Origin of the sequence: Paenibacillus sp. FSL H7-0326 (assembly GCF_001955535.1) — a bacterium.
GTDB classification, from domain to species: Bacteria; Bacillota; Bacilli; order Paenibacillales; family Paenibacillaceae; genus Paenibacillus; species Paenibacillus shunpengii.
The window spans coordinates 306,802-326,709 of record NZ_MPVN01000003.1 but is presented as its reverse complement, the minus strand read 5'-3'; the positions used below and the strand labels follow the sequence as shown (position 1 = coordinate 326,709).

At 44.8% G+C, this 19,908-nt stretch carries 16 protein-coding genes; 7 read left to right on the top strand and 9 right to left on the bottom strand.

Going from position 1 to position 19,908, the window contains the following annotated elements; all coding sequences use genetic code 11:
* Nucleotides 1–10: 10 nt before the first annotated feature.
* The gene (gene pdxR, locus BK126_RS17415) at nucleotides 11–1,474 is read right to left on the bottom strand and encodes a MocR-like pyridoxine biosynthesis transcription factor PdxR (RefSeq protein WP_076313822.1); all 1,464 of its coding nucleotides are present in this window, start codon (nucleotides 1,472–1,474) and stop codon (nucleotides 11–13) included.
* 179 nt (nucleotides 1,475–1,653) lie between these two features.
* Nucleotides 1,654–2,136 carry a hypothetical protein gene (locus BK126_RS17410; protein WP_076313821.1) on the bottom strand — a complete coding sequence of 161 codons (483 nt, stop codon included), beginning with the start codon at nucleotides 2,134–2,136 and terminating at the stop codon, nucleotides 1,654–1,656.
* Between the two features lie 155 nt (nucleotides 2,137–2,291).
* Here BK126_RS17410 and BK126_RS17405 point away from each other — a divergent pair, with 155 nt between their 5' ends.
* The gene (locus BK126_RS17405) at nucleotides 2,292–3,953 is read left to right on the top strand and encodes a PucR family transcriptional regulator (protein WP_076313820.1); all 1,662 of its coding nucleotides are present in this window, start codon (nucleotides 2,292–2,294) and stop codon (nucleotides 3,951–3,953) included.
* Nucleotides 3,954–4,086: 133 nt separating this feature from the next.
* Here the strand turns inward: BK126_RS17405 and BK126_RS17400 are convergent, their stop codons facing one another.
* From BK126_RS17400 to BK126_RS17380, 5 genes are all read right to left on the bottom strand, one after another.
* Complete coding sequence (locus BK126_RS17400; protein WP_143757748.1) at nucleotides 4,087–5,373, bottom strand: amidohydrolase family protein; 1,287 nt, start codon at nucleotides 5,371–5,373, stop codon at nucleotides 4,087–4,089.
* Entirely contained in the window at nucleotides 5,370–6,566 is a 1,197-nt protein-coding gene (locus BK126_RS17395; protein WP_076313819.1) for an amidohydrolase family protein, read from the bottom strand. Before BK126_RS17395 ends, BK126_RS17400 begins: the two co-directional genes overlap by 4 nt.
* Nucleotides 6,563–7,798: an amidohydrolase gene (locus BK126_RS17390; protein WP_076313818.1), complete on the bottom strand. Its 1,236-nt coding sequence runs from the start codon at nucleotides 7,796–7,798 to the stop codon at nucleotides 6,563–6,565. The genes BK126_RS17395 and BK126_RS17390 overlap by 4 nt, the downstream gene beginning before the upstream one ends.
* 32 nt (nucleotides 7,799–7,830) lie before the next feature.
* On the bottom strand, nucleotides 7,831–8,817 hold the full coding sequence (locus tag BK126_RS17385; protein ID WP_076313817.1) for an ABC transporter substrate-binding protein: 987 nt from the start codon (nucleotides 8,815–8,817) through the stop codon (nucleotides 7,831–7,833).
* 276 nt (nucleotides 8,818–9,093) lie between these two features.
* Nucleotides 9,094–10,446: an amino acid permease gene (locus BK126_RS17380; RefSeq protein ID WP_076313816.1), complete on the bottom strand. Its 1,353-nt coding sequence runs from the start codon at nucleotides 10,444–10,446 to the stop codon at nucleotides 9,094–9,096.
* A gap of 302 nt (nucleotides 10,447–10,748) precedes the next feature.
* Between BK126_RS17380 and tlp the strand changes: the two genes are divergently transcribed.
* The 5 genes from tlp to BK126_RS17355 all read left to right on the top strand — a co-directional run bounded on the left by tlp (nucleotide 10,749) and on the right by BK126_RS17355 (nucleotide 12,918).
* Nucleotides 10,749–10,976, top strand: a complete 228-nt coding sequence (gene tlp / locus BK126_RS17375) for a small acid-soluble spore protein Tlp (RefSeq protein ID WP_076313815.1) — start codon at nucleotides 10,749–10,751, stop codon at nucleotides 10,974–10,976.
* 39 nt (nucleotides 10,977–11,015) lie between these two features.
* Nucleotides 11,016–11,204 (top strand): hypothetical protein, encoded by a 189-nt coding sequence (locus BK126_RS17370; RefSeq protein WP_047910314.1) that lies wholly within the window; start codon nucleotides 11,016–11,018, stop codon nucleotides 11,202–11,204.
* A 221-nt stretch (nucleotides 11,205–11,425) separates the two neighbouring features.
* On the top strand, nucleotides 11,426–12,064 hold the full coding sequence (locus BK126_RS17365; RefSeq protein ID WP_076313814.1) for a nitroreductase family protein: 639 nt from the start codon (nucleotides 11,426–11,428) through the stop codon (nucleotides 12,062–12,064).
* Nucleotides 12,065–12,163: 99 nt separating this feature from the next.
* Entirely contained in the window at nucleotides 12,164–12,592 is a 429-nt protein-coding gene (locus BK126_RS17360) for a MarR family winged helix-turn-helix transcriptional regulator (RefSeq protein WP_076313813.1), read from the top strand.
* A 29-nt stretch (nucleotides 12,593–12,621) separates the two neighbouring features.
* Nucleotides 12,622–12,918 carry a putative quinol monooxygenase gene (locus BK126_RS17355; RefSeq protein WP_076313812.1) on the top strand — a complete coding sequence of 99 codons (297 nt, stop codon included), beginning with the start codon at nucleotides 12,622–12,624 and terminating at the stop codon, nucleotides 12,916–12,918.
* A 100-nt stretch (nucleotides 12,919–13,018) separates the two neighbouring features.
* On the opposite strand, the gene BK126_RS17350 is transcribed toward BK126_RS17355, so the two are convergent.
* Nucleotides 13,019–13,675 (bottom strand): CPBP family intramembrane glutamic endopeptidase, encoded by a 657-nt coding sequence (locus BK126_RS17350; protein ID WP_256702894.1) that lies wholly within the window; start codon nucleotides 13,673–13,675, stop codon nucleotides 13,019–13,021.
* Nucleotides 13,676–13,939: 264 nt separating this feature from the next.
* Between BK126_RS17350 and BK126_RS17345 the strand changes: the two genes are divergently transcribed.
* Nucleotides 13,940–14,698 carry a response regulator transcription factor gene (locus tag BK126_RS17345; protein ID WP_076313810.1) on the top strand — a complete coding sequence of 253 codons (759 nt, stop codon included), beginning with the start codon at nucleotides 13,940–13,942 and terminating at the stop codon, nucleotides 14,696–14,698.
* Here BK126_RS17345 and BK126_RS17340 read toward each other — a convergent pair.
* Complete coding sequence (locus BK126_RS17340) at nucleotides 14,671–19,827, bottom strand: protein kinase domain-containing protein (protein WP_076313809.1); 5,157 nt, start codon at nucleotides 19,825–19,827, stop codon at nucleotides 14,671–14,673. The two genes, BK126_RS17345 and BK126_RS17340, sit on opposite strands and share 28 nt — an antisense overlap.
* Between the last annotated feature and the right edge of the window lie 81 nt (nucleotides 19,828–19,908).

Below are 19,908 nucleotides of genomic sequence, written 5' to 3'. Positions count from 1 at the left end.
TACGGTGCGGTTATGACAGCAGTTTCTCCGCACAGTAACCAATGATTTGGATTCCCTTCTGAATATCCCTTTCCGATACACGTGAGAACCCAAGCCGAAGTGTATTCTGACCCCTGCCGTCTGTATAAAAAATATCACCCGGTGTAAATAAAACCCCTTGTTCTGAGCAGAGCTTCAACAGCTCCCTTGTATCAAAGCCGGCTGCAAACTCAATAAATACGTGAAGCCCTCCATCACTTGACAGCTGATGTGCAGGCAGCCACTCTTTGCAGCTTCTGACGACCAGCTCGTATTTTCGCTTGTACTCCGCCTTCGCTCGTCTAAGATACTTCTCAAAATTGCCGTTATATAAATACTGATACAGCAAGGATTGATCGAGCGTTGATGTGTGGATAGTTCGTGCACGCTTCACGCTCTCCAGATAATCAATCAAAGATTGATCAGCAAGAATCCACCCGACACGTAAACCGGGAAATAGTATTTTAGAGAAGCTCCCTATATAGATTACACTGTTGTTTCCACTACCCGCACTCACGACAAGCGGTGCAATATGCGATCCTGAATATCGGAGCTCCTCATTAAATCCGTCCTCGATAATGGGAACGTGATATTGATGAAGAAGCCGCAGCGCTTCTCTTCTTTTTGGATGAGACATGACGATACCTGTCGGATTATGATAAGAGGGTATAAGATAAGCCAAATCATAAGCTTGTGAGGCAAGCTCGCGTGAAAGCTCCTTGAGATTAATACCATCCCTCTCCATAGGCACTCCTGTAATCTTGTATCCATGCATCTTAAAAGCTTTGATCGCTGTATGATGAGTAGGGTTCTCGCACAGAATCCGCCCGCTTCCTTGCTTGAAGCTAGACAATACCAGACTGAGTCCCTCCGTGAAACCACTCGTCACGAGCAGATCCTTACCCGCTAGGTCCACGCCTTTGTTCTCCATGTAGCTCAGCAGATATTCGATCAGCGGTTTGTAGCCTTTGGCGTAGCCGTAATTCAGAAGCACGTCTCCCTCTAATGACATTCGGTCCATAAAGGCCCTTTTTACATTTTGCAGATCAAACAGCTTCTCATCAGGTGCAATACTGGTAAAAGAAATGGCATGTTTCTGTCCGCGAATACCATGCTTCATTAGATCATGTTCTTCGGCCAGCCTGGCATAGTCATTTAATTTCGTACTCCAGTTAATCTTCACATCGTGTGACTGAAATAGAGAATCCGAAGGTGCAGCTGACAGAGTAACGAAATGCCCCTGACCTTTCACAGTATAAATAAAACCATCCTCTTCAAGCCCCGAGTAAGCATTTATGACGGTATTACGGCTAACATGGAGGAGTCCGCATAGTTCACGGGTAGAAGGCATCTTCTGATCACCTTGCAGCGCCCCTGTCGTTATTAGCCGTCTCATATAATCTTTGACCTGTATATAAGCCGGTCTCTCATTTGCAAGTACAAAATCCGAATACATTTCTCAGCAGCCCCTTCGACATCATCATCGCATATAATCTGTCAGACCACTAGATCCACGATGTCACATATTCTCGCTGGCAGTGGTTTGTTCTATTATAATAAAAAAGACCTTTCGATCACCTAATCGAATGGTCCGTCAACCTCACATTTATAGCTGTGTTTAGTAGTAATAAACGTTTATTTTTCAACCTCTATTACAAAATGATAAAATGCATCCCCATGAGATACTTGCTCATTCTCCTCATCCATCCACCAGACTCCATATGAATAATAATAAGTGCCTTCTTGAGTCGGAGCAGTAAAGGCGTTATTTTCAATACTTACTTCCTTATGAATATTCTCCCCGCTATATTGCTGCAGCGAACACTGATTGGGCTTAGGCTCATAGTTCATTACAAACTGTATCGCGGCTTCCGGTGATACCCTAAGCGGTGTTACATCTTGCAGCAGATCTACAGGTCCCGCTGTATCTACACAGATTCCCTGATTATTGCTGGACCAGCAATATGTACCTAGCTTCGTATCGTAGAATTGATCTGCTATTTTGATCTGCACTCCAGGAGGCTTGTTCCCTGTAAGCGGAGAATGACTTGAACCCCCTTTTTCACATCCCGTCATGAGCGCTACACTGAATAATATAAGACATATGATCTTATGCATACTTACCTCCTTCATCATGATCTCCGTTATAAAGTATAGACTACATAATCTGCAATTTCGTTCCGTTCTAAATTGATATCTAACATATGTATTTACTACTTCAGAGCATAGTGCTAGCTTTGATAACAGAAGCATCGTTGGAATAGAGGTGAGTTATGCATTTAGATGAACTAATTCGCAGTGATATTTATGACAGCTCACAAATTCTTGCCGGAGCAGAAGGCATGTCTCGTCAGGTTGAAACCGTCAATATTATGGACACACCGGATATCATACATTTCCTGAAGCCAAATGAACTGCTGCTCACCAATGGGTTCTTTTTTAAGGCTGCGCCGGATACGTTACCCAAGCTGATCAGCGATATGCAGCAGTTGAAGTGCTCGGGAATCGCCATCAAAACAAAACGTTTCGGCATCACGATTCCGGATGACGTCATTGCTGAAGCAGAACGGCTGCAGTTCCCTATCATTGAGATCTCTGAATCCAAATTATCCCTGGGCGAGATATTGCAGCGGTCCACGAGTCTTATACTCGACAACAAAAATGAGGAATTACAATATGCGCTGCATATTCACAAGCGCTTCTGTGATATGTCAATGCAGGGCAAGAGCATTGCTGACCTCGTTGCCGCACTCGCAAAGCTGTTATCCTCCCCAATCGTGCTGCTGAACGACAAACGCCAGCTGATCGCAAGCTCGAATCTCCCTTCTTCCCAGCTTGAGGAAATAACCAGGATGATCGGATCTGCGCTCGATTCTACTCAGTTTGGTACTGCTTCTAGTACGTTTTGTTTATTGGAAACCAGGTTCCGTCATTATTCACATGTACTTCTCTATCCTGTCCATACTTACCGACTTGAAGGGTATCTTCTGTCATTTCACGGATCCCCGTCGCCTTCAAGCCGTTATGGTCTAACGATGGAGCAGGCAGTGAATGTCATCGGGATGGAGCTGACTAAAGCACAGGCCGTGAAGGAACGCTCCAGGAGATACAAGAACGAATTCTTCTCTGATCTAATTGAAGGTTACTATAGTACAGAAGCTGAAGTGTTTCATTCTGGGAAGAAATTTGGATTAACTCCTAATGTGAACTGGGTTGTAGTAACTGCCAGAATAGACGAGCCTGATCGCACCCGCTCCTTACACAAGCGTGGTTCGAATCTGAATGAGCTGTCCATATCAGAAAGAGACGTGCAGTACGAATTCATTAAATGGCAGCTTCAAGGGCTTCGATATCCATTTAAGATGTTCACCAAGAATGACAATTTTGCAATCCTGCTTGCGATTGACGAGATCACATGGAATGAGCCCCTTCTAATCGAAGAGCTGAGAGGGAGAGTTGATGCCTTATTCAATGATGCTGGGATCAGCATATCCATCGGAATAGGGAATCTCGTTACAAGTGTGCTGGATATCGGACTTTCTTATAACGAGGCAGTCAAAGCATTGCAGTATGGCTATCAGATGAACATGTATCGATTCGTCGAATCATTTCAATCCAAGGACACAGCCTACCTGTTCCGGATGCTGCCTCATGATGAGCTGCGCCAATTCTATGAGGACACATTGCGCTCATTCTATCAGGTGGACCCGCAGGAGCGCGAAGAATTACTACGTACTTTAAGGGTTTTCTATGATACCCAGTGCCAGCTCGTGGAAACTTCCAAGCAGCTATATGTTCATCGAAACACCGTCGTATACCGATTGGATAAATGTGAGAAGATCACCGGACTCCGTTTGAAGGACCCTTCGACCAGCCTCCGCTTTCGAATGGCATTTGCCATAGAATCCATGATATTTCCTCAAGGTGGTTTATAAGGAGCATGTTAGGAAGAACTGATCAACAAAGCAAAAGAAGAAGTGCGCGCTCATGCTACAGGAAACAACATGGGACTGCGTAAGAAACCCGCCTGGCAGGCGGGTTTCTTGTCACACTCATTATTCATGTATACTAGTAATCCTCAGCCGTTTTGATAGGCCTCAGCATCTTTCCATTCTTCCAGACCGCTAAGGGTTTAGGTCGTTCAATCAGCAGTTCTCTCTCAGAAGCGACAGGAAACAGCGCAAGATCTGCAGTCTGTCCAGCTGTAATGCGGTAATTAAACATTCCGAGTACCTGTGCTGCCAGTGTTGTCCCCATTTTGACCAGCAGCTTGGCATCATTCTCACTTCCCATATATGCCGTATGAGCCAGAAGCCAGGCAATATCCATCACGTTACCGGTTCCGAACGGCGTAAAGGCATTACGGATATTGTTAGCGCCATAGAGGACATTCACTCCTTGTTCTAGCAGGAGTCTTACCGGAGTTAGTCCGCGGCGGACATTATCTGTATCCTGCCTTCCGTTCATATAGAGATCTGTAGCAGGCAAGGTAATGATGTGAACACCTGACTCAGCGATTTGCTGTGCACAGAGTACAGCCTCTTCTCTAGGCATCGCTCCGAGAGAGGTAACATGGCCTGCCGCTACACGGCCTTCATATCCGAATTCCTTCGTTCTACGGGCGATTTGCATGATCCCGCGGTCACAAGGATCTAGTGAAAAGTCGGCATGAAAATCAAGCGGGAGATCATATTCGGCAGCCAATCTGAATACAAAGCTTAAGTGTTCGTCCAGATCAGGATCCATATACGTAATTCCACCGACAGCATCAGCCCCGAGCTTGACTGCCTCCTTCATTAACTCAGCAGTTCCTGGTGCAGCATAGATGCCTTCTTGTGGAAAGGCCACGATGTTTAAGTCCATGCGGTCACTTACCCTGTCTTTTACCTCCAGCAAGCTCTCTATTGCCGATAGACCGAGGACGGGATCTACCTCAACATGACATCTGGCAGTTGTTACTCCATAAGAGTTTATTCTATAAGCTACATCCAAGGAACGTGCAATCATGTCTTGCTTGGTAAAGCCTTCCTTTAGCTTGACCGTCATCGCAATAGCTTCCTGCAGCGAGGCAGCTTCCTTTGGCATCCGATGGAGAAGCATTGCTTTTTCCATATGAATATGAGGTTCTATTAATCCAGGGATCAGCAGTCTGCCTCTAGCATCGATCTTCCTTTCATTGGAGATCAGATCTTCTTCTAATACGGACTCTAATGCTATGTCTTCACCTACCCGTGAACTTACTTGTTCAATATGCTCTCCACGTAAGGTAACGTCAAAAAAACCGGTTTGCTCTGGAAGTCGGCAATTATAAATGATTTGAACCTTATTGTGCTCGCTCCGATCATTCATTATCATCGGCTTAACGCTCTCTTCTGCCTTGTACCTGCCCTTATCCCGCCTGCAATCTTGCCATGGGACACTACCCACTCTCTTTCTGGTACTTTACACAAGGCGTGCTCTGCATTAATAGCGTCATTCACAAGCATGAAATCGGCGCGTTCACCTAATTTGGGCTCTATTGCTCCAACTGCTGTGTAGTTAAATGCTCCCAATAATTGCTCATCCTCGACCCAATGATATCGTTCAGCCAGTCTGGAGGTACGCTGAAGCATATCTCCATTACCATATGGAGACCAAGCATCGAGTACATTATCGGTACCGATCATTGTTGCTACGCCAAGTGAACGAAGCAAGGGCAAATTCGGCATCGGACGGTCAATGGGAACGCTGCTGATAATGGCTACACCCTGCTCTCTTAATTTGTCAGCAAGCCTGCTAAGCTCCACATCCGAGATATGACCCAAACCCCAGGCGTGACTTACCGCTACTCGATCCTTAAGTCCGGCTTGTGCCGTAAACTCTGTCATTCGCTCAATGGTATATACACCTAGGTGACCTGGATCATGCAAATGAATGTCTACACCGGCCTGATAGTCGACCGCGAGACCGAAGACTTCTTCTAAACAAGGATCAATTGCCTCATCCAGTCCGCCAGGGTCCACGGCTCCGACAAGGTCAGCACCCATCTGCATCGCTTCCCGCATCAGCGGCAGGGCATGTGAACGAATGAGCCCCTGCTGGGGAAAGGCGACAATTTCGATATCAATGGTGCCTTCATATTCCTCTCGAACTTTGAGTACGGCCTCCAGTGATTTGAGTCCAACCTCATGATCTACATCAACATGGGTTCGAATCTGGGTCGTACCTAACTGAAGCATGGTATCCAGCATGACTCTGGCCCGTTCTTCGACGCTCTGGGTCAGCTGCCCGAGCAGTTCTTTTTCCCGTCTCAATTGATTAGGCAGTGTATCAATGGTTTGACGCGAGTACCATTTCGGTTCATTCAAAAAATGCTTATCCAGATGACAGTGCATATCCTTCATAGCGGGAATGTATAATAAACCTTCTGCATCATGAGTATTTCCTCTCGAAGATCCTGCTGATGCTTGTTCGTGATGATAAGGAGTGATCGCGGAGAAACAGCCATTCTCTATCTCCAAATTATACAGCCGGCTGCCTACTCTTACTCTATTCCAAGTTGATATCAAGCAGATTCCCCCCTCTTATTCTGAAGCACGCCTTGATGAATGATCTTCACAGCTTGTGATCTTCTGGCTATAAATTCAGGAGAACACCGTGCCTCTGTCAGAATCATACTCGCATCATCACCTGCCTGCGGCCATACTCTATCGCCCGCGGCGCTGAGCGGCGTGATACCTCTCGTAATGTAACCTAGTGATTCTGCTAGAGAGCGCTCATCAATCCAGCTGTTATATTCGGCAAGCCGGCTAAGACGATCAATAATGCTTGCATTTCCAAAAGGACCCCACCAATCGAATATACTGTCACAGCCTAGATCTACCTGCACTCCCCTCGCCTTCAATTCCTCCAGAGGCGGGAGCGTCGTTCTTGCTCGCATCGTAGCAGCTGAGATTAGACGAACCCCACATGAGGCCATCCGTTCTGCCGTTTCTTGAGCTTCCGACAGCGTGACTCCTCCTAAGGCGAACCCATGACTAATAGCGACCCGATCTATCCACCCTGCTTCCTCTGTAAGTGAAAGCAGCTTATTTATCGTGTATAGTCCCAAATAGTCGGGATCGTGCAGATGAATATCAATGTCTGCATTCGCTTCTACCGCAATATCCATCATATCGGCCAGGGAGCGCTCGATGTTTCGATCGATGCCGCCAGGATCCAAGCCCCCAACATGAGTAGCACCATTCCTCATTGCTTCACGCATGAGCGCTGCTGCATTTGTCCTCAGTAGTCCTTGCTGTGGAAAAGCCACAATCTCATACGTAAGACGATCACGATAATCGTCTAGAACCTCCCGCACAATCTCGAGGTGTCTCAGTCCTACATACGGATCAATGTTCACATGAGTTCGAATATGAGTCGTACCGGCCTCCATGATTTTGTCTATCAGCAGCCGGGCAGTCACTTCTACCGTATTTAGCTTGCCGGGCAGAATCTTCGCTTCCTCTTCGAGTCGATCAAGTAAATGAGCCGCCGGCTTTGCTGCCTTCCATTCCTCTCCATAATATGATTTATCCAGATGAAAATGGCTGTCAGCGATAGGCGGTAGAGCTAGCATTCCACCCCCCTCTATCTTGTCGTGATGATCTTTGATCTGCTCTTCCGCCGAAACAATTTTTGCGATCTTTCCATTTTCGACGAATAAATGATATTGCTTCGTTAACGTTCTGACAGGAGTGCTGTCCTCCACCTCATATCCATCTTCAAGTCTGATGTTGACTAACCAATAGGCTTTATGCATCTGTTCTATTCTCCTATCTGCTCTGTCCTCGTTTATTCTGCATCTAAGTATTCTGTCGTGAACATTTCAGAAGCATCAAATTTTTCCTTCAGCAGGCCAGCGGTATGCAGCTGATCTATAAGTGTATTCCACCGTTCCTCAGTCATGTAACCTACCCCATGCTCTGCGGCGTCAAATCCATAAATATACTCTTTTAACGTTTGTTCTTGAAACTTCAGCGAATCGAAGGTCATATCCGGATTGAACTCATTAATGATCTTAAGAATATCGTCAGGAGAATCCTTGTAGTAAGACCAGCCTTCTACCATGGAAGACACGAAATCGCGCACCGTTTCTTCATTCTTATCCAAATATTCTCTCGTCGTGTAGAGCACATAATTATATGGATCATAGCCTGAATCCGAAATAAACTTAACTTCCGTTTCAATCCCCTGCTCCTTCATGAAATACGGTTCACCTGAGATATATACCTGTTCAGCGGACTCCTTGTCATTGATAAAATTCGTAGAATCGCCTAAGTAAGGAAGCTCTCTCACGTTGCTGAGATCATATTGTGACTTCAAGTAATCCCAGTACGGTATTCCGGTCTGAATATAGGCGGTTCGTCCATTCAGCTCTTCGAAGCTCTCAATCCCATGCCCCTTATGAAACATAAATGCTTGCGGGCTTCGCTGATTAAGAGCAGCCAGTGCGACCAGATCAATTCCTTGATTACGTGCGATGAGCACCTGATCTCCATGGGCAAGACCAAACTCTGCTTTGCCAGAAGCAACAATCTGAATGGAAGATACTTGAGGACCGCCGGGCTCAATCGTCACATCCAGTCCTTTCTCTTCGAAATATCCTTGATCTTTGGCAGCGTAGATCCCTCCATGCCCTGGAGCAGCAAACCAATTCAACACGACCTTTACTTCTTGGACTCCAGAAGCATTTGTCCCTCCGCAGCCGCTTAAAGCCGTGACGACAGCCACACTTGCCAGTAAACCCGTTACTTTTTTACCCAGCCACTTGATTCCCATATATTCTCCACCCTTTTCTCTGGAATTGATCTGTACCTTGAAGCAATTATAAATGTTATATTTCTTCACGTCTTTAGATCATGAATACAAAATAAGGGTGCATTTTTATTGGATTAGTACAAATATATTCATGTATATAACTTTATAAGTAATTTAATATAACATTAAAACTGAAAAGTAACGATTTATTCGTATATGCTGCTATTCTAATCAGATAGAATGGAACCACAAAAAGAGCCAAGGCAAATATAGCCTCGGCTCTCGTGAAGAATATCGTTATGCTATTTTCTTCTTAAGAATGTGATAAATTGCGATGACGATGATAAACCAGACCGGAGTTACAAACAAAGCGACTCTCGTATCTTCGGCCAGCCCCAAGATGACAAGCACAAAGGCAAGAAAGGCCAAGACCAAATAGTTAGAGAACGGATACAGCGGCAGCTTGAACTTATTGCTGCGTGCCAATTCCGGTTTCATCTTACGGTACCTCAAATGACTGATAATGATCATCGCCCAGACGAAAAGAAAACACACGGTCGAAATGCTCGTAATTAATGTAAATACTCCCTCCGGCATCACATAGTTCAAGATAACGACGATTAATATGACCGCACAAGAGAAATACAAAGCATTTGAAGGCACGCTTCTCCTGTTCAGTTTACTTAGACTTTCAGGAGCATTCTCGTCCTTGGCCAAGGAATACACCATACGGCTCGTACTAAAAATAGCGCTGTTACAGGCTGAGGCCGCAGATGTCAGCACGACAAAATTAACGACTGCTGCTGCTGCAGTAATACCTACAGCCAGAAATACTTGAACGAATGGACTTTCATCCGGATTAATCGCATTCCATGGATAGATACTCATAATGATCAGCAGTGCACCCACATAGAAGATCAATATTCTAATGGGGATATTGTTGATTGCCTGCGGAATGACCTTTTCCGGATTCTCCGTCTCGCCCGCTGTCAGACCGACAAGCTCAATCCCTACAAAAGCAAATACTACCATTTGAAAGGATAGTAAAAAGCCGTGCATTCCATTCGGAAACATGCCTCCATGCGCCCACAAATTCGTGAAGCTGGAAGGACCCTGATCTGTAGAGAACCCTCTCACAATCATCACGATTCCAATGACGATGAGGGCTAGTATTGCGATAACTTTAATTAAGGCAAACCAGAATTCCATTTCACCAAACAGCTTCACGGTTGCCAAATTCATAATCAGCAGGATCACAAGTGCAATAAGTCCCGGCATCCATTGAGGGATCTCTGGAAACCAGAATTGAGTATATAGACCGACGGCCGTTAAGTCTGCCATGGCAATCGAAATCCAGCAGAACCAGTAGGTCCAGCCTGTGACAAAGGCGGCTCCATTTCCCATATAATCTTTAACAAAATCAACGAACGAGTGGTAATTCAGATTGCTTAATAACAATTCGCCGAGAGCCCGCATAATGAAAAATAATATGATGCCCGTTATTATGTAAGCAAATAGGATCGAGGGACCTGCTAAATGAATGGATTTGCCAGCACCCAGAAACAAGCCGGTACCAATTGCTCCACCTATGGCGATAAGCTGCACATGTCTGTTTTTTAACCCTCTTGTCAAATTCTCATCCTGTACCATGGGTTAGCTTCACTCTCTTTCTCTGGTGTCAATTCGGTTGACAGCTCAATCTCCCGTTTTTATATCATACTTGCTTCAGCTCTCAATTACATAGGTAAATGGAACGAATATGATAACTATATGGGCTTATCCTCCTGTATCCTGCTTATTATTACACATTGCGCTTAAGCTCATCCTTCCACATGTACATGATAAAAATAAGGCTTGAATGCATAAGCATCTCTGTCTTAAGGAAAACTTCCTACGTAAGGATTTAACTACAAATCTCAATCCAATATCATCATTTATGGGAGGTATTTCGTATGGCTAAGCCGGATAATCGCAAGGATAATGTTGAGCATTTGCAAAATGCAGTACAAAACACCATAGAGAACTACCGTGAAGCTGAGGGCTATCTCGAAGAGTTCGGAGATGAGATTCCTGCTCAGGAAAAAGCCCAAATTCAAGAGAAAAATGAACGCCGCAAGCATAGCATTTCCGGTTTCCGTGAGGAAATTAAGGATGAAGCCGATCATCAGTCACATTCTTAAGGTATTTTGCACTTTGACTCCAGAGGAGGTTTGCTTCATATGACAAAACAGGATCCACAGGAGCTGCTGCAGCAAAAGCACAAGCTGGATGAGCAGAAAGAACAGTTTACCAAATTTGCGCGCAGTGCATCAGGTCATACGGAACTAGAAGCAGGACAGGAATTCAGTACGGACCGCAAGCTTGATGATCAGAACCGCATGAAATCGGTCGAAAATAAAAGAGCTTGACTATATCTTGACCCGAGTAACCAAGCCGATCCCGTGTGGATCGGCTTATTTGATATATCAAGTCCTTGAAGAGCATAGGATTTCCCTCGGTTCATCTGTTATTGCTGAAAATTAGGTGTTGCAAATTCTGCAGAAGTGCATTATATTAATTGACGTATCAAATATTGACTACTCAAATATTGAGTCATCAACTAATTTTTTATTAAGGAGTGTCTAGTGACATGCGCAAATATCAACAAACCAATGATTTTAACGAGATTGTATATGGACGTCGTTCCATCAAAGTATATGACCCTGCTGTAAAGATCAGCAAAGAAGAAATGACCGAGATATTGGAAGAGGCGGTTACAGCTCCTTCGTCAATTAATATGCAGCCGTGGCGTTTTGTGGTCATCGAAAGTGATGAGGCCAAAGCTACACTTGCTCCACTTGCAAAATTCAATAAAGACAAAGTACTTTCCGCTTCTGCAGTGATTGCGGTCTTCGGGGACATGAATAATTTTGATTACGCTGAAGAAATCTATGGTAAAGCCGTAGAGCTTGGCTATATGCCTCAGGAAGTCAAAGACATGCAGCTTGGTGCTTTTAAACCGATGTATGAAAACATGTCGGATGAAGCTATGCGTGAAATTCTTCTACTGGATTCCGGTTTGGTATCGATGCAGCTCATGCTTGTAGCACGTGCCCATGGCTATGATACTAACCCAATCGGCGGATTTGAGAAGGATCAGATTGCTGAAGCATTTGGCCTAGACAAAGACCGTTATGTACCGGTCATGCTAGTTACCATCGGTAAAGCAGCAAGTGAAGGATTCACCTCTTATCGTTTGCCTGCAGACAAAGTCGCTGTGTGGAAATAATCGACAAGCAGATGGAATATGCGGTATGGTTACCTTGCACTCTTTGGGGATTTGCATTATATTAATTGATAGCTCAAATAATGAGTGGAGGTCAATGATATGGAATGTTCATTCTCAGAGCAGGAGCAAATTCTGCATCTGCTTAAAAATCTGAATAATCAGATCAGCCCCAAGTTTGAAAGATGCACGGGAATCAGCTCATCTCGTTATGACTTATTATATCAGCTGTATCTTGCAGATGAGGTCAACCAGACCCACCTGCAGAAAGCGATCAATATTGACAGTGCCGCCATTACTCGTCATCTGAAACAACTGGAAGCAGACGGCATGGTCGCCAGAAGACGCAACCCTTCTGATCAAAGAGTAACCTTTGTTCGACTGACCGAAGATGGTCGGAAGCATATCGTCAATTACAAGAAAGAAAAGACAACTTTCGTGAATCAAATGCTGATGGATTTCAGCAAGGAAGAAGTCGACGTTCTCAATGATATGCTGCAACGCATGCAGAGCAATATTAGTGAATACTAAATGACTACTAGAAAAGGCAGGTCATCATAATGATCATCGTTCATGCTAATTTATTTATTAAACCGGACCAGGAAGCTGTATTTCTTGAAGAAGTCAATTCTCTTCTTGCAGCAACGCGAGCTGAGGAAGGAAACATCAGCTATGAACTCATGAAATCAACGGAGCAAGAACATAAGTACACCATGGTTGAGCTGTGGAAGGATATGGAGGCAGCAGGAGCACATAATGCAAGTGCACACTTCACTGCCTTCACTCACAAAGCCAAAGAGCTTCTGTCTGCACCCATGGAACTCAAAATATTCAGCGGCGAACCTCTAGAAGTTTAATCTAACGTATATAGGTATATATCACCTATTACACCTAAATTACAAGAAAGACCTTGGGAATATACAGTATCCCAAGGTCTTTCTTGTAATTCAATTCATTTTATATGATCCCAAACAGGATGAAACCGATGGTATTGATAGCAAGGTTGGCACACATATGTACCATCCAGGAAGCATAGATATTCCCGTTTCTTTCATTCAACCAGTTGAAGAGCACACCTGCAACGAAGAGACTGACAATCAGTAAGACGAACAAAGGAATCGTAAACCAGCTTGTCATCATCGCGATGTGATAGACTGCAAACGCTCCTGCGCTGAACAGATAAGCAAGCCTGCGGCCGGCGAGTTTTTTCAAAGTTAAGAACGCAAATCCTCTGAAGAAGAACTCTTCGAGCAATGAATTTATAATTGATATATAGATGGCTACGAATACAAAATTTCCCGCATTAACCCCCATATTATTCTGCAGTGCTCCCGTAACTTGGGTAAAATCAAAGTAAGGTCCTATGAGAAAGTAGCTTCCCAAAATGAATATAAATACTCCGATGCCTAGCAGCATGGCAAACTTTAGACTCTTCTTATCGAATTTGAATAAGGCCCGAAAAGAAATCTCCCTGCTAAAATAGGCGTACAGCGCCGGTAAGGTGAGAAACAGCATGATTTTGATGATGGATTTAACAGCATAATCCGGTTTAAGTACCGCATCGACATAGCCCATGATGACACAGCTGAATACCACAATGAGTATTATACTCACCCAATTTTTCCTTGAGTTTAACATTTTAGATCTCCTAACCCGATTTCGACAATATTCTACGTCTGCATGACAGTTTCTTCTTCATAAGATAAAGCAAAACTGCAGTGAAAACCCCTCTCTACCATACCTTATCACCATCAAACTATACTTGAATGGATTGAAGCACGTCAAATTTCATAGGTCATTTTATCCAGAAGTTATTTCGCATCTGACGCAGGTCAGGTATAATTTGACTATTAAATATTGCAAGAAGGTGAAATTAGCATGTCCCATGAATCCATTCTCGTTCTGGATGACGAGCTCGAAATTAGTGAACTTATCCGATTATACCTGGAAAGAGAACAGTATCATGTAACCACGGTAAGTACAGGGCAGGCAGCGATTCAAGCCGTTTACGAGCTGCAGCCTGATTTGATTATTCTTGATATTCTGCTTCCTGACATGGACGGATTAGAAATTTGCCGACAGATTAGAGATCATACCCCTGCCCCCATTCTTTTCTTGAGCTGCAAAGGTGAGGACTGGGATAAGATTAGTGGATTAAGTGTAGGAGCTGATGATTATATGACGAAGCCGTTTAGTCCGGGAGAGTTGGTTGCCAGAGTTAAGGCACATCTTCGCCGGGTCCATCGACAGCCTCAGCCTGTAGTCACTAGCAATGAGGTAATCTATGATCGTCATATTCTAGACTTCGGAGATTTGTTAATTAATGAAACGACGCATGAAGTACATATTCGCGGAACAGCCGTGCAGCTGTCTGCTACGGAATTCAATATCCTGCATAAGCTAGCATGCCAGCCGGGACGTGTTTTTCCAACTGAGCAGCTATTTGACTTTATATGGGGCGCAGACCACTACGGTGACACCAGAACCGTAATGGTTCACATCAGCAATTTACGCAAAAAAATCGAAGCCAATCCATCGATGCCGCAATATATCCAGACTGTACGCGGAGTAGGTTATAAATTCCACGCACAGCCGGCTGCTTCAGGTGCTCAAGAAATAAAAGGAAGTTTAACATAGAACGCACTGCCTTGACCCAATGTGCTCTCTACCCAGATTTCACCGTCATGCAATTGAACAATTTCTTTGGCTATAGCAAGACCCAGTCCACTTCCACCATACTTTGAATTGCGGGATTTCGAAGCGCGATAGAACCTTTCAAATACATAAGGTATATCCTCTTCCGAAATCCCTACCCCCGTATCCTTCACCTGTACAACTAAATGGGGACCTTCATCGCTAATGACCGCCGACAAAGCAATCGAACCTTCCTGAGATGTATGATTGATGGCGTTGCTGATCAGATTCGTAAATACTTGTCCCATCCGCTCCCGATCCACCAAGATGTGCATGTCTTCCCCAGGGGCTGCATCCATCATAGTAGGGTCAAGACTCACCATGTACTCAATTCCCGCCTGCTCAATATCGAGCTCATATTTCTGTGATAACCATTGTACGAATACTCCCGCATGCATTGGAGTCTTGGTCATCGTTAACTGCTTGGCCTCCATTCGGCTCAGCTGCACCAAATCTTTGAATAATCTCTGTATACTGAGAACTCTGGAATGAATCACCTTTAAATATTTGCGCTGTTGTTCCTCTTCTGTCACGACACGGTCCAGGATGGCTTCGACATAGCCTTGAATCGAGGTCAGTGGTGTTCCAAGATCATGCGATATATTAGCGAGGAGCTTCCGCCGATCATTCTCCATCTGCATCAATTCTTCTGTTCGTTCTTTGACCTTATGCTCCAGTGTTGATATCAATTTCGCATGCTCGATGGATATTGCAGCCTGGCCTGCCAGCATATGCACAACCATTCTACGCTCATCGTTAAATACATGAGAAGTAAACCGGTTCTCCAAGTAAACAATCGCATTCAATGTACCCTGATGCAAAATCGGAATACACAGGATGGAGCGCACTTCATTATTTTGTATATAAGGGTCTTTGACAAACAATCCTTGTCTTGAAGCATCATCAAGCACTACGTCTTCACTAGTTCTCGCTGTATACTGTACTATAGACAACGGAACTTCCTTATAGGTATGGATCTCTTCAGCTGCTGTGTGTCTGGCTGTACCGTCTCCAACCTTGCCCCCGCCTTCTCCTTCGGCTTCTACATAGAGACCCTCTGCTTGTTTAACAACGAGTACACCTCTGGTTGCACCTGATATCTGAATCAGGATTGTCATAATTTTCTCGAGTAGTGTTTGAAGCACAATTTCCTGAGACAGAGCTTGTGAGACGCCCATTATGGCTTCCAGATCCAGAAAATCTGTTGATATCGTCGTGGTTGTATTATACGAGCCTGATTTAAATTCCGGATAAATATCTCCGATTCTTCTCACCTTGTTCACGACACCCCACTGCTCATATAAATTGTAAGCCTCCGCCATGTACAGACGGCCTGCCGTCATCCGGCCTTCAGCCAAACAGAAGTCTGCCATGCGTTCAGCGGCAATCGCGTTAAAATGATAAAACCCGTTAGCTCTAGCTCCCTCTACCGCCTGCTCATAGCATCTCTCAGCCTGCTTCAACTTACTTTCAGCACGATATCTTTCTGCTTTGATCAGCAAATAGAGGTGCTGATAGTTCTCAGGTGCTTCTCGCGCCCAGCGATACAATTTGCGTTCGCACTGACGCGCTTCCTGGAGCAGGGGCTTCTTCCGCTCCTTCGAAACCTCCTCAATCAGCGAATATATCGTTAACGCCGTGTATAATTCATGTTCGACCTTATGAAACAAGCCGAACGAAGCGGCCAGCGCTCCCTTTGATCTTCGTGACATGTCATACGCGGCTTCATAGTCTCCTGATAGATAAGACAGCATCATTTTTTTCATGTAAAAGACCTGAATGACAACCTGGTTCTGGATTCCCTCCAGTTCTTTAATCCATAACTCTTCCTCGGCCTCACGATCAGACAGCATGACGTTTGGGCCATAGCTTTCTGTAAGGCGAACATGTGTCTTACGTACTAATTCAATCATATGCACTGTCTCTGGATTGCCCGTTTGTCTCAAGAAAGGCAAATGCCTGTCCGCCTCTTCAATCCATCGCTCAGCAGGCAGACCGAGAAAATCATGAGCAAGAAGGATATAGGTCACTGCATAGCCTGCGTACACCAAATCCCCCGCTTCCATTCCGGCATGGTAGGAAGTCCATAGGTCGTCGACAGTATGACGTAAGTGACGTTTCCAGGGAGAAATAAATACAGCAAAGGTAAAGTGTGTCTTGCAGCGAAGTCCTGGATGTTTAAACTGGTTGCTAAGCTCCACCCCATAACAACCTAGCTCATAGCTGCGGCTATACATTCCGTATCCTGAGCCTAATAACAGTCCCATCGCGTTATAAGCGTTAGACGATTCGGTAAAATTGCCATAATGGATCGAATATTTGACGATCGTCAGCATCATGTATAAATATTGAGTTGGATTAACGAAGTAAGCAGATGTCGCTGTGTCCATGAGGAGTTTCATCTGACTTCTGATCTCATCTTGAATCTGGGGAGCCCGTAAGTTACGCTTCTCTCTGCTTCCTTTTCTAACCCTTTGGTACATAATATCGAGTAGAGACAAATGAAGTGAACCTTGACTTGGAGCAGCATTTAACTGAAGTCCAAAGATACGGCTCAGTCCTTCCATTCCCATGGATATCGTTCTTTCGTGCTGACCACTCTGCGTATATTGATTGATCATCACTGTGTAGACCGCTGCACGATGGGTTGAAGTCTTTGCCAGCTCGAGAATCTCTTCAAATCCTTGTTCCGTTTCTTCAAATCTTCCTTGCAGTGAATTGGACTCCCATCTCCCGAGTAATAAACGGAATGCCAGTTCATAGGAAAGCTCCCAATCCCGCTCCTCAAGAAGCTCAATTCCACAAGAATACCATTCTGCAGCCGAGTCGTATGCACCAGAGGCTTTGGCTTGCTCCGCAGCAAGCTGAAAGATCTGAGCAATGTGCAGCCTCTCGGATTCATCATTCAGCAATGACAAGCCTAGCCGGTAGTGATGTGCGGATAGAAATAAACGTTCCTCGCTATCTCCAGCCGTACTGCGTGCAATGAGTCTTGCCGTCTGAAGATGAATTTGCTGTTTCTCGTCCATATGCAACAGATGATAGAAGAAGCCGCGAATTCGGTCATGGAGGAAGATATATTCATAGGGCCCAGAGGGTGCAATTAATCTTAGATCAACTAACGGATTCAAATGAAGCTGAAGCTGTGCCTTATCCATTTGCAATAGTTCCGCAAGAAGCTCCGAATCAAATCTATCTGCAATACATGAAGCATACTTCAAGGTTTCCTTCTCGCATTCTGCCAATTGATCGATTCGCTGCAAGAGGAAGCCTGACATCTGATCGGATACCTTCCTTGTCAACAGCTGTTCCTCATCCCACATCCAGGTTCCCGATTTCTCGTCCAACCACATTAAATTCTGTTCGATAAGACTATATATAAATTGTTTCACATCAAATGGAATGCCTCCGGTATACTCCATTACAAGCTTCTGGAAGCGATGAGGCTGCTGTATACCCAATCCAAATGTATCTTCAAGCAGTGCATGGATTATCTCTTCATCCATAGGAGCGAGTGTAATAAGTTCAATTCCCTTTATACGGGAATTAAGCTCTCCAACGAACCATCTGAGCAAATGCTCCTTCTCCCAATCCTCTGCCCGATATGCACCGATCAGCATCAGTGAAGGCGCATTTGATGCCGTCATTAAGAAGTGCAGGAGCTGCAGCGAGCCCGGATCTGCCCACTGAAGATCATCCACGAACCATACAATCGGCCTGTGCTCTGCCAAGCACTCCAGCAGCTGAAATACCGCAAAATGCAGACGATTTTTCGCTTCTGCAGCCGATAGCGCCATTAGAGATTCTGCCGCGTCTTGAGAGCCAATAATCCACTCTAATTCAGGCAGCATATGAACAAGCACACGCGTGCTCTCCTTGAGCTTCTGGGTAATTCGTTCCTTCCATACAGCAAGCTCATCCTCGGTTTCAGATGATAGGGAGCGTAAGATTCCACGCAACCCCTGCAGCACACCACTATAAGGAACCTGACGCTTCAAGACATCAAATTTACCGGAAACAAACAGTCCTCCGCCAAGTGTTACATCCAGCATGAGTTCCTGAACCAAGCTCGACTTCCCTGAACCGGCAAGCCCGCTTACCATGGCACATTCCGTGCTTCCAAACTGAAGGCGCTCGTACAGCTGTCTAAGTCTTGCTGCTTCCGAATCTCGCCCATACAGGCCGCTTGGTATGTAGAAGACGTCCTTCTTATCTTGCTTGCCAATTACAAATTCGGTTACATATCCATGCTGCTCCAATTCATTAAGGCAGTGGGACAGATCATGCTCCAAGCCTTGTGCACTCTGATACCGATCCTCCGGGTTCTTGGACAAACATTTCATGATAATGTCGGACAAGACCGAAGGAATTCGAGCATCCAGATGAGAAGGCGGTATCGGTGTTCGCGCCAAATGACAATAAACCCATTCCATCGGAGATTCCGCCTGGAATAGGGGTACACCTGTGAGCATTTCGTATAAGGTTGCTCCAAGGGAATACAGATCCGTTCTATAATCCACCATTCGGTTCATCCGCCCCGTCTGCTCAGGTGACATGTAGGACAGCGTTCCTTCTAATTGCCCATAAGCTGTCGATCCAACGTACTCAGACTGAAAGCGGCTCGCTATACCAAAATCTGTAATCCAAACATTGCAGCTCTCCGGCTCTACGATAATGTTTCTAGGCTTCAAATCTTTATGAATAATTCGATGTCGGTGTAACTGCCCGACGATGGAAGCAATAGAGATGGCAATCTCTAGAGCCGCTTCAAGCGTTAGCGAATTTTCTTTAATCAATTGCTGAAGGGATACACCCTCATTATCCTCCAGCACAAGTGCATATCCATTGTAGTATGGGATTAACTCGATCGATTTGACGATCCCTTGTATAGAAAGATTGCTGATCATGTCGTATTCTTGCTTTAATTTTTGCCATTCTTCAACAATAGGAGGTTCTGTTCTCGGTACTTTAAGTATGTATTTCTGATTATTCTTACTGGAGCGTGCTCGAAAAACACTTGCATACTTCCCGTCATTCAATCGTTCGTAACCGGAATATTCGCCAATTCTCATCTTCTTCACCTTTTCACTTATACTTATGGCACAGGTATTGAGATCATTATACGTAAAAGCGTTGTCAGTGAGAAGGAGTAT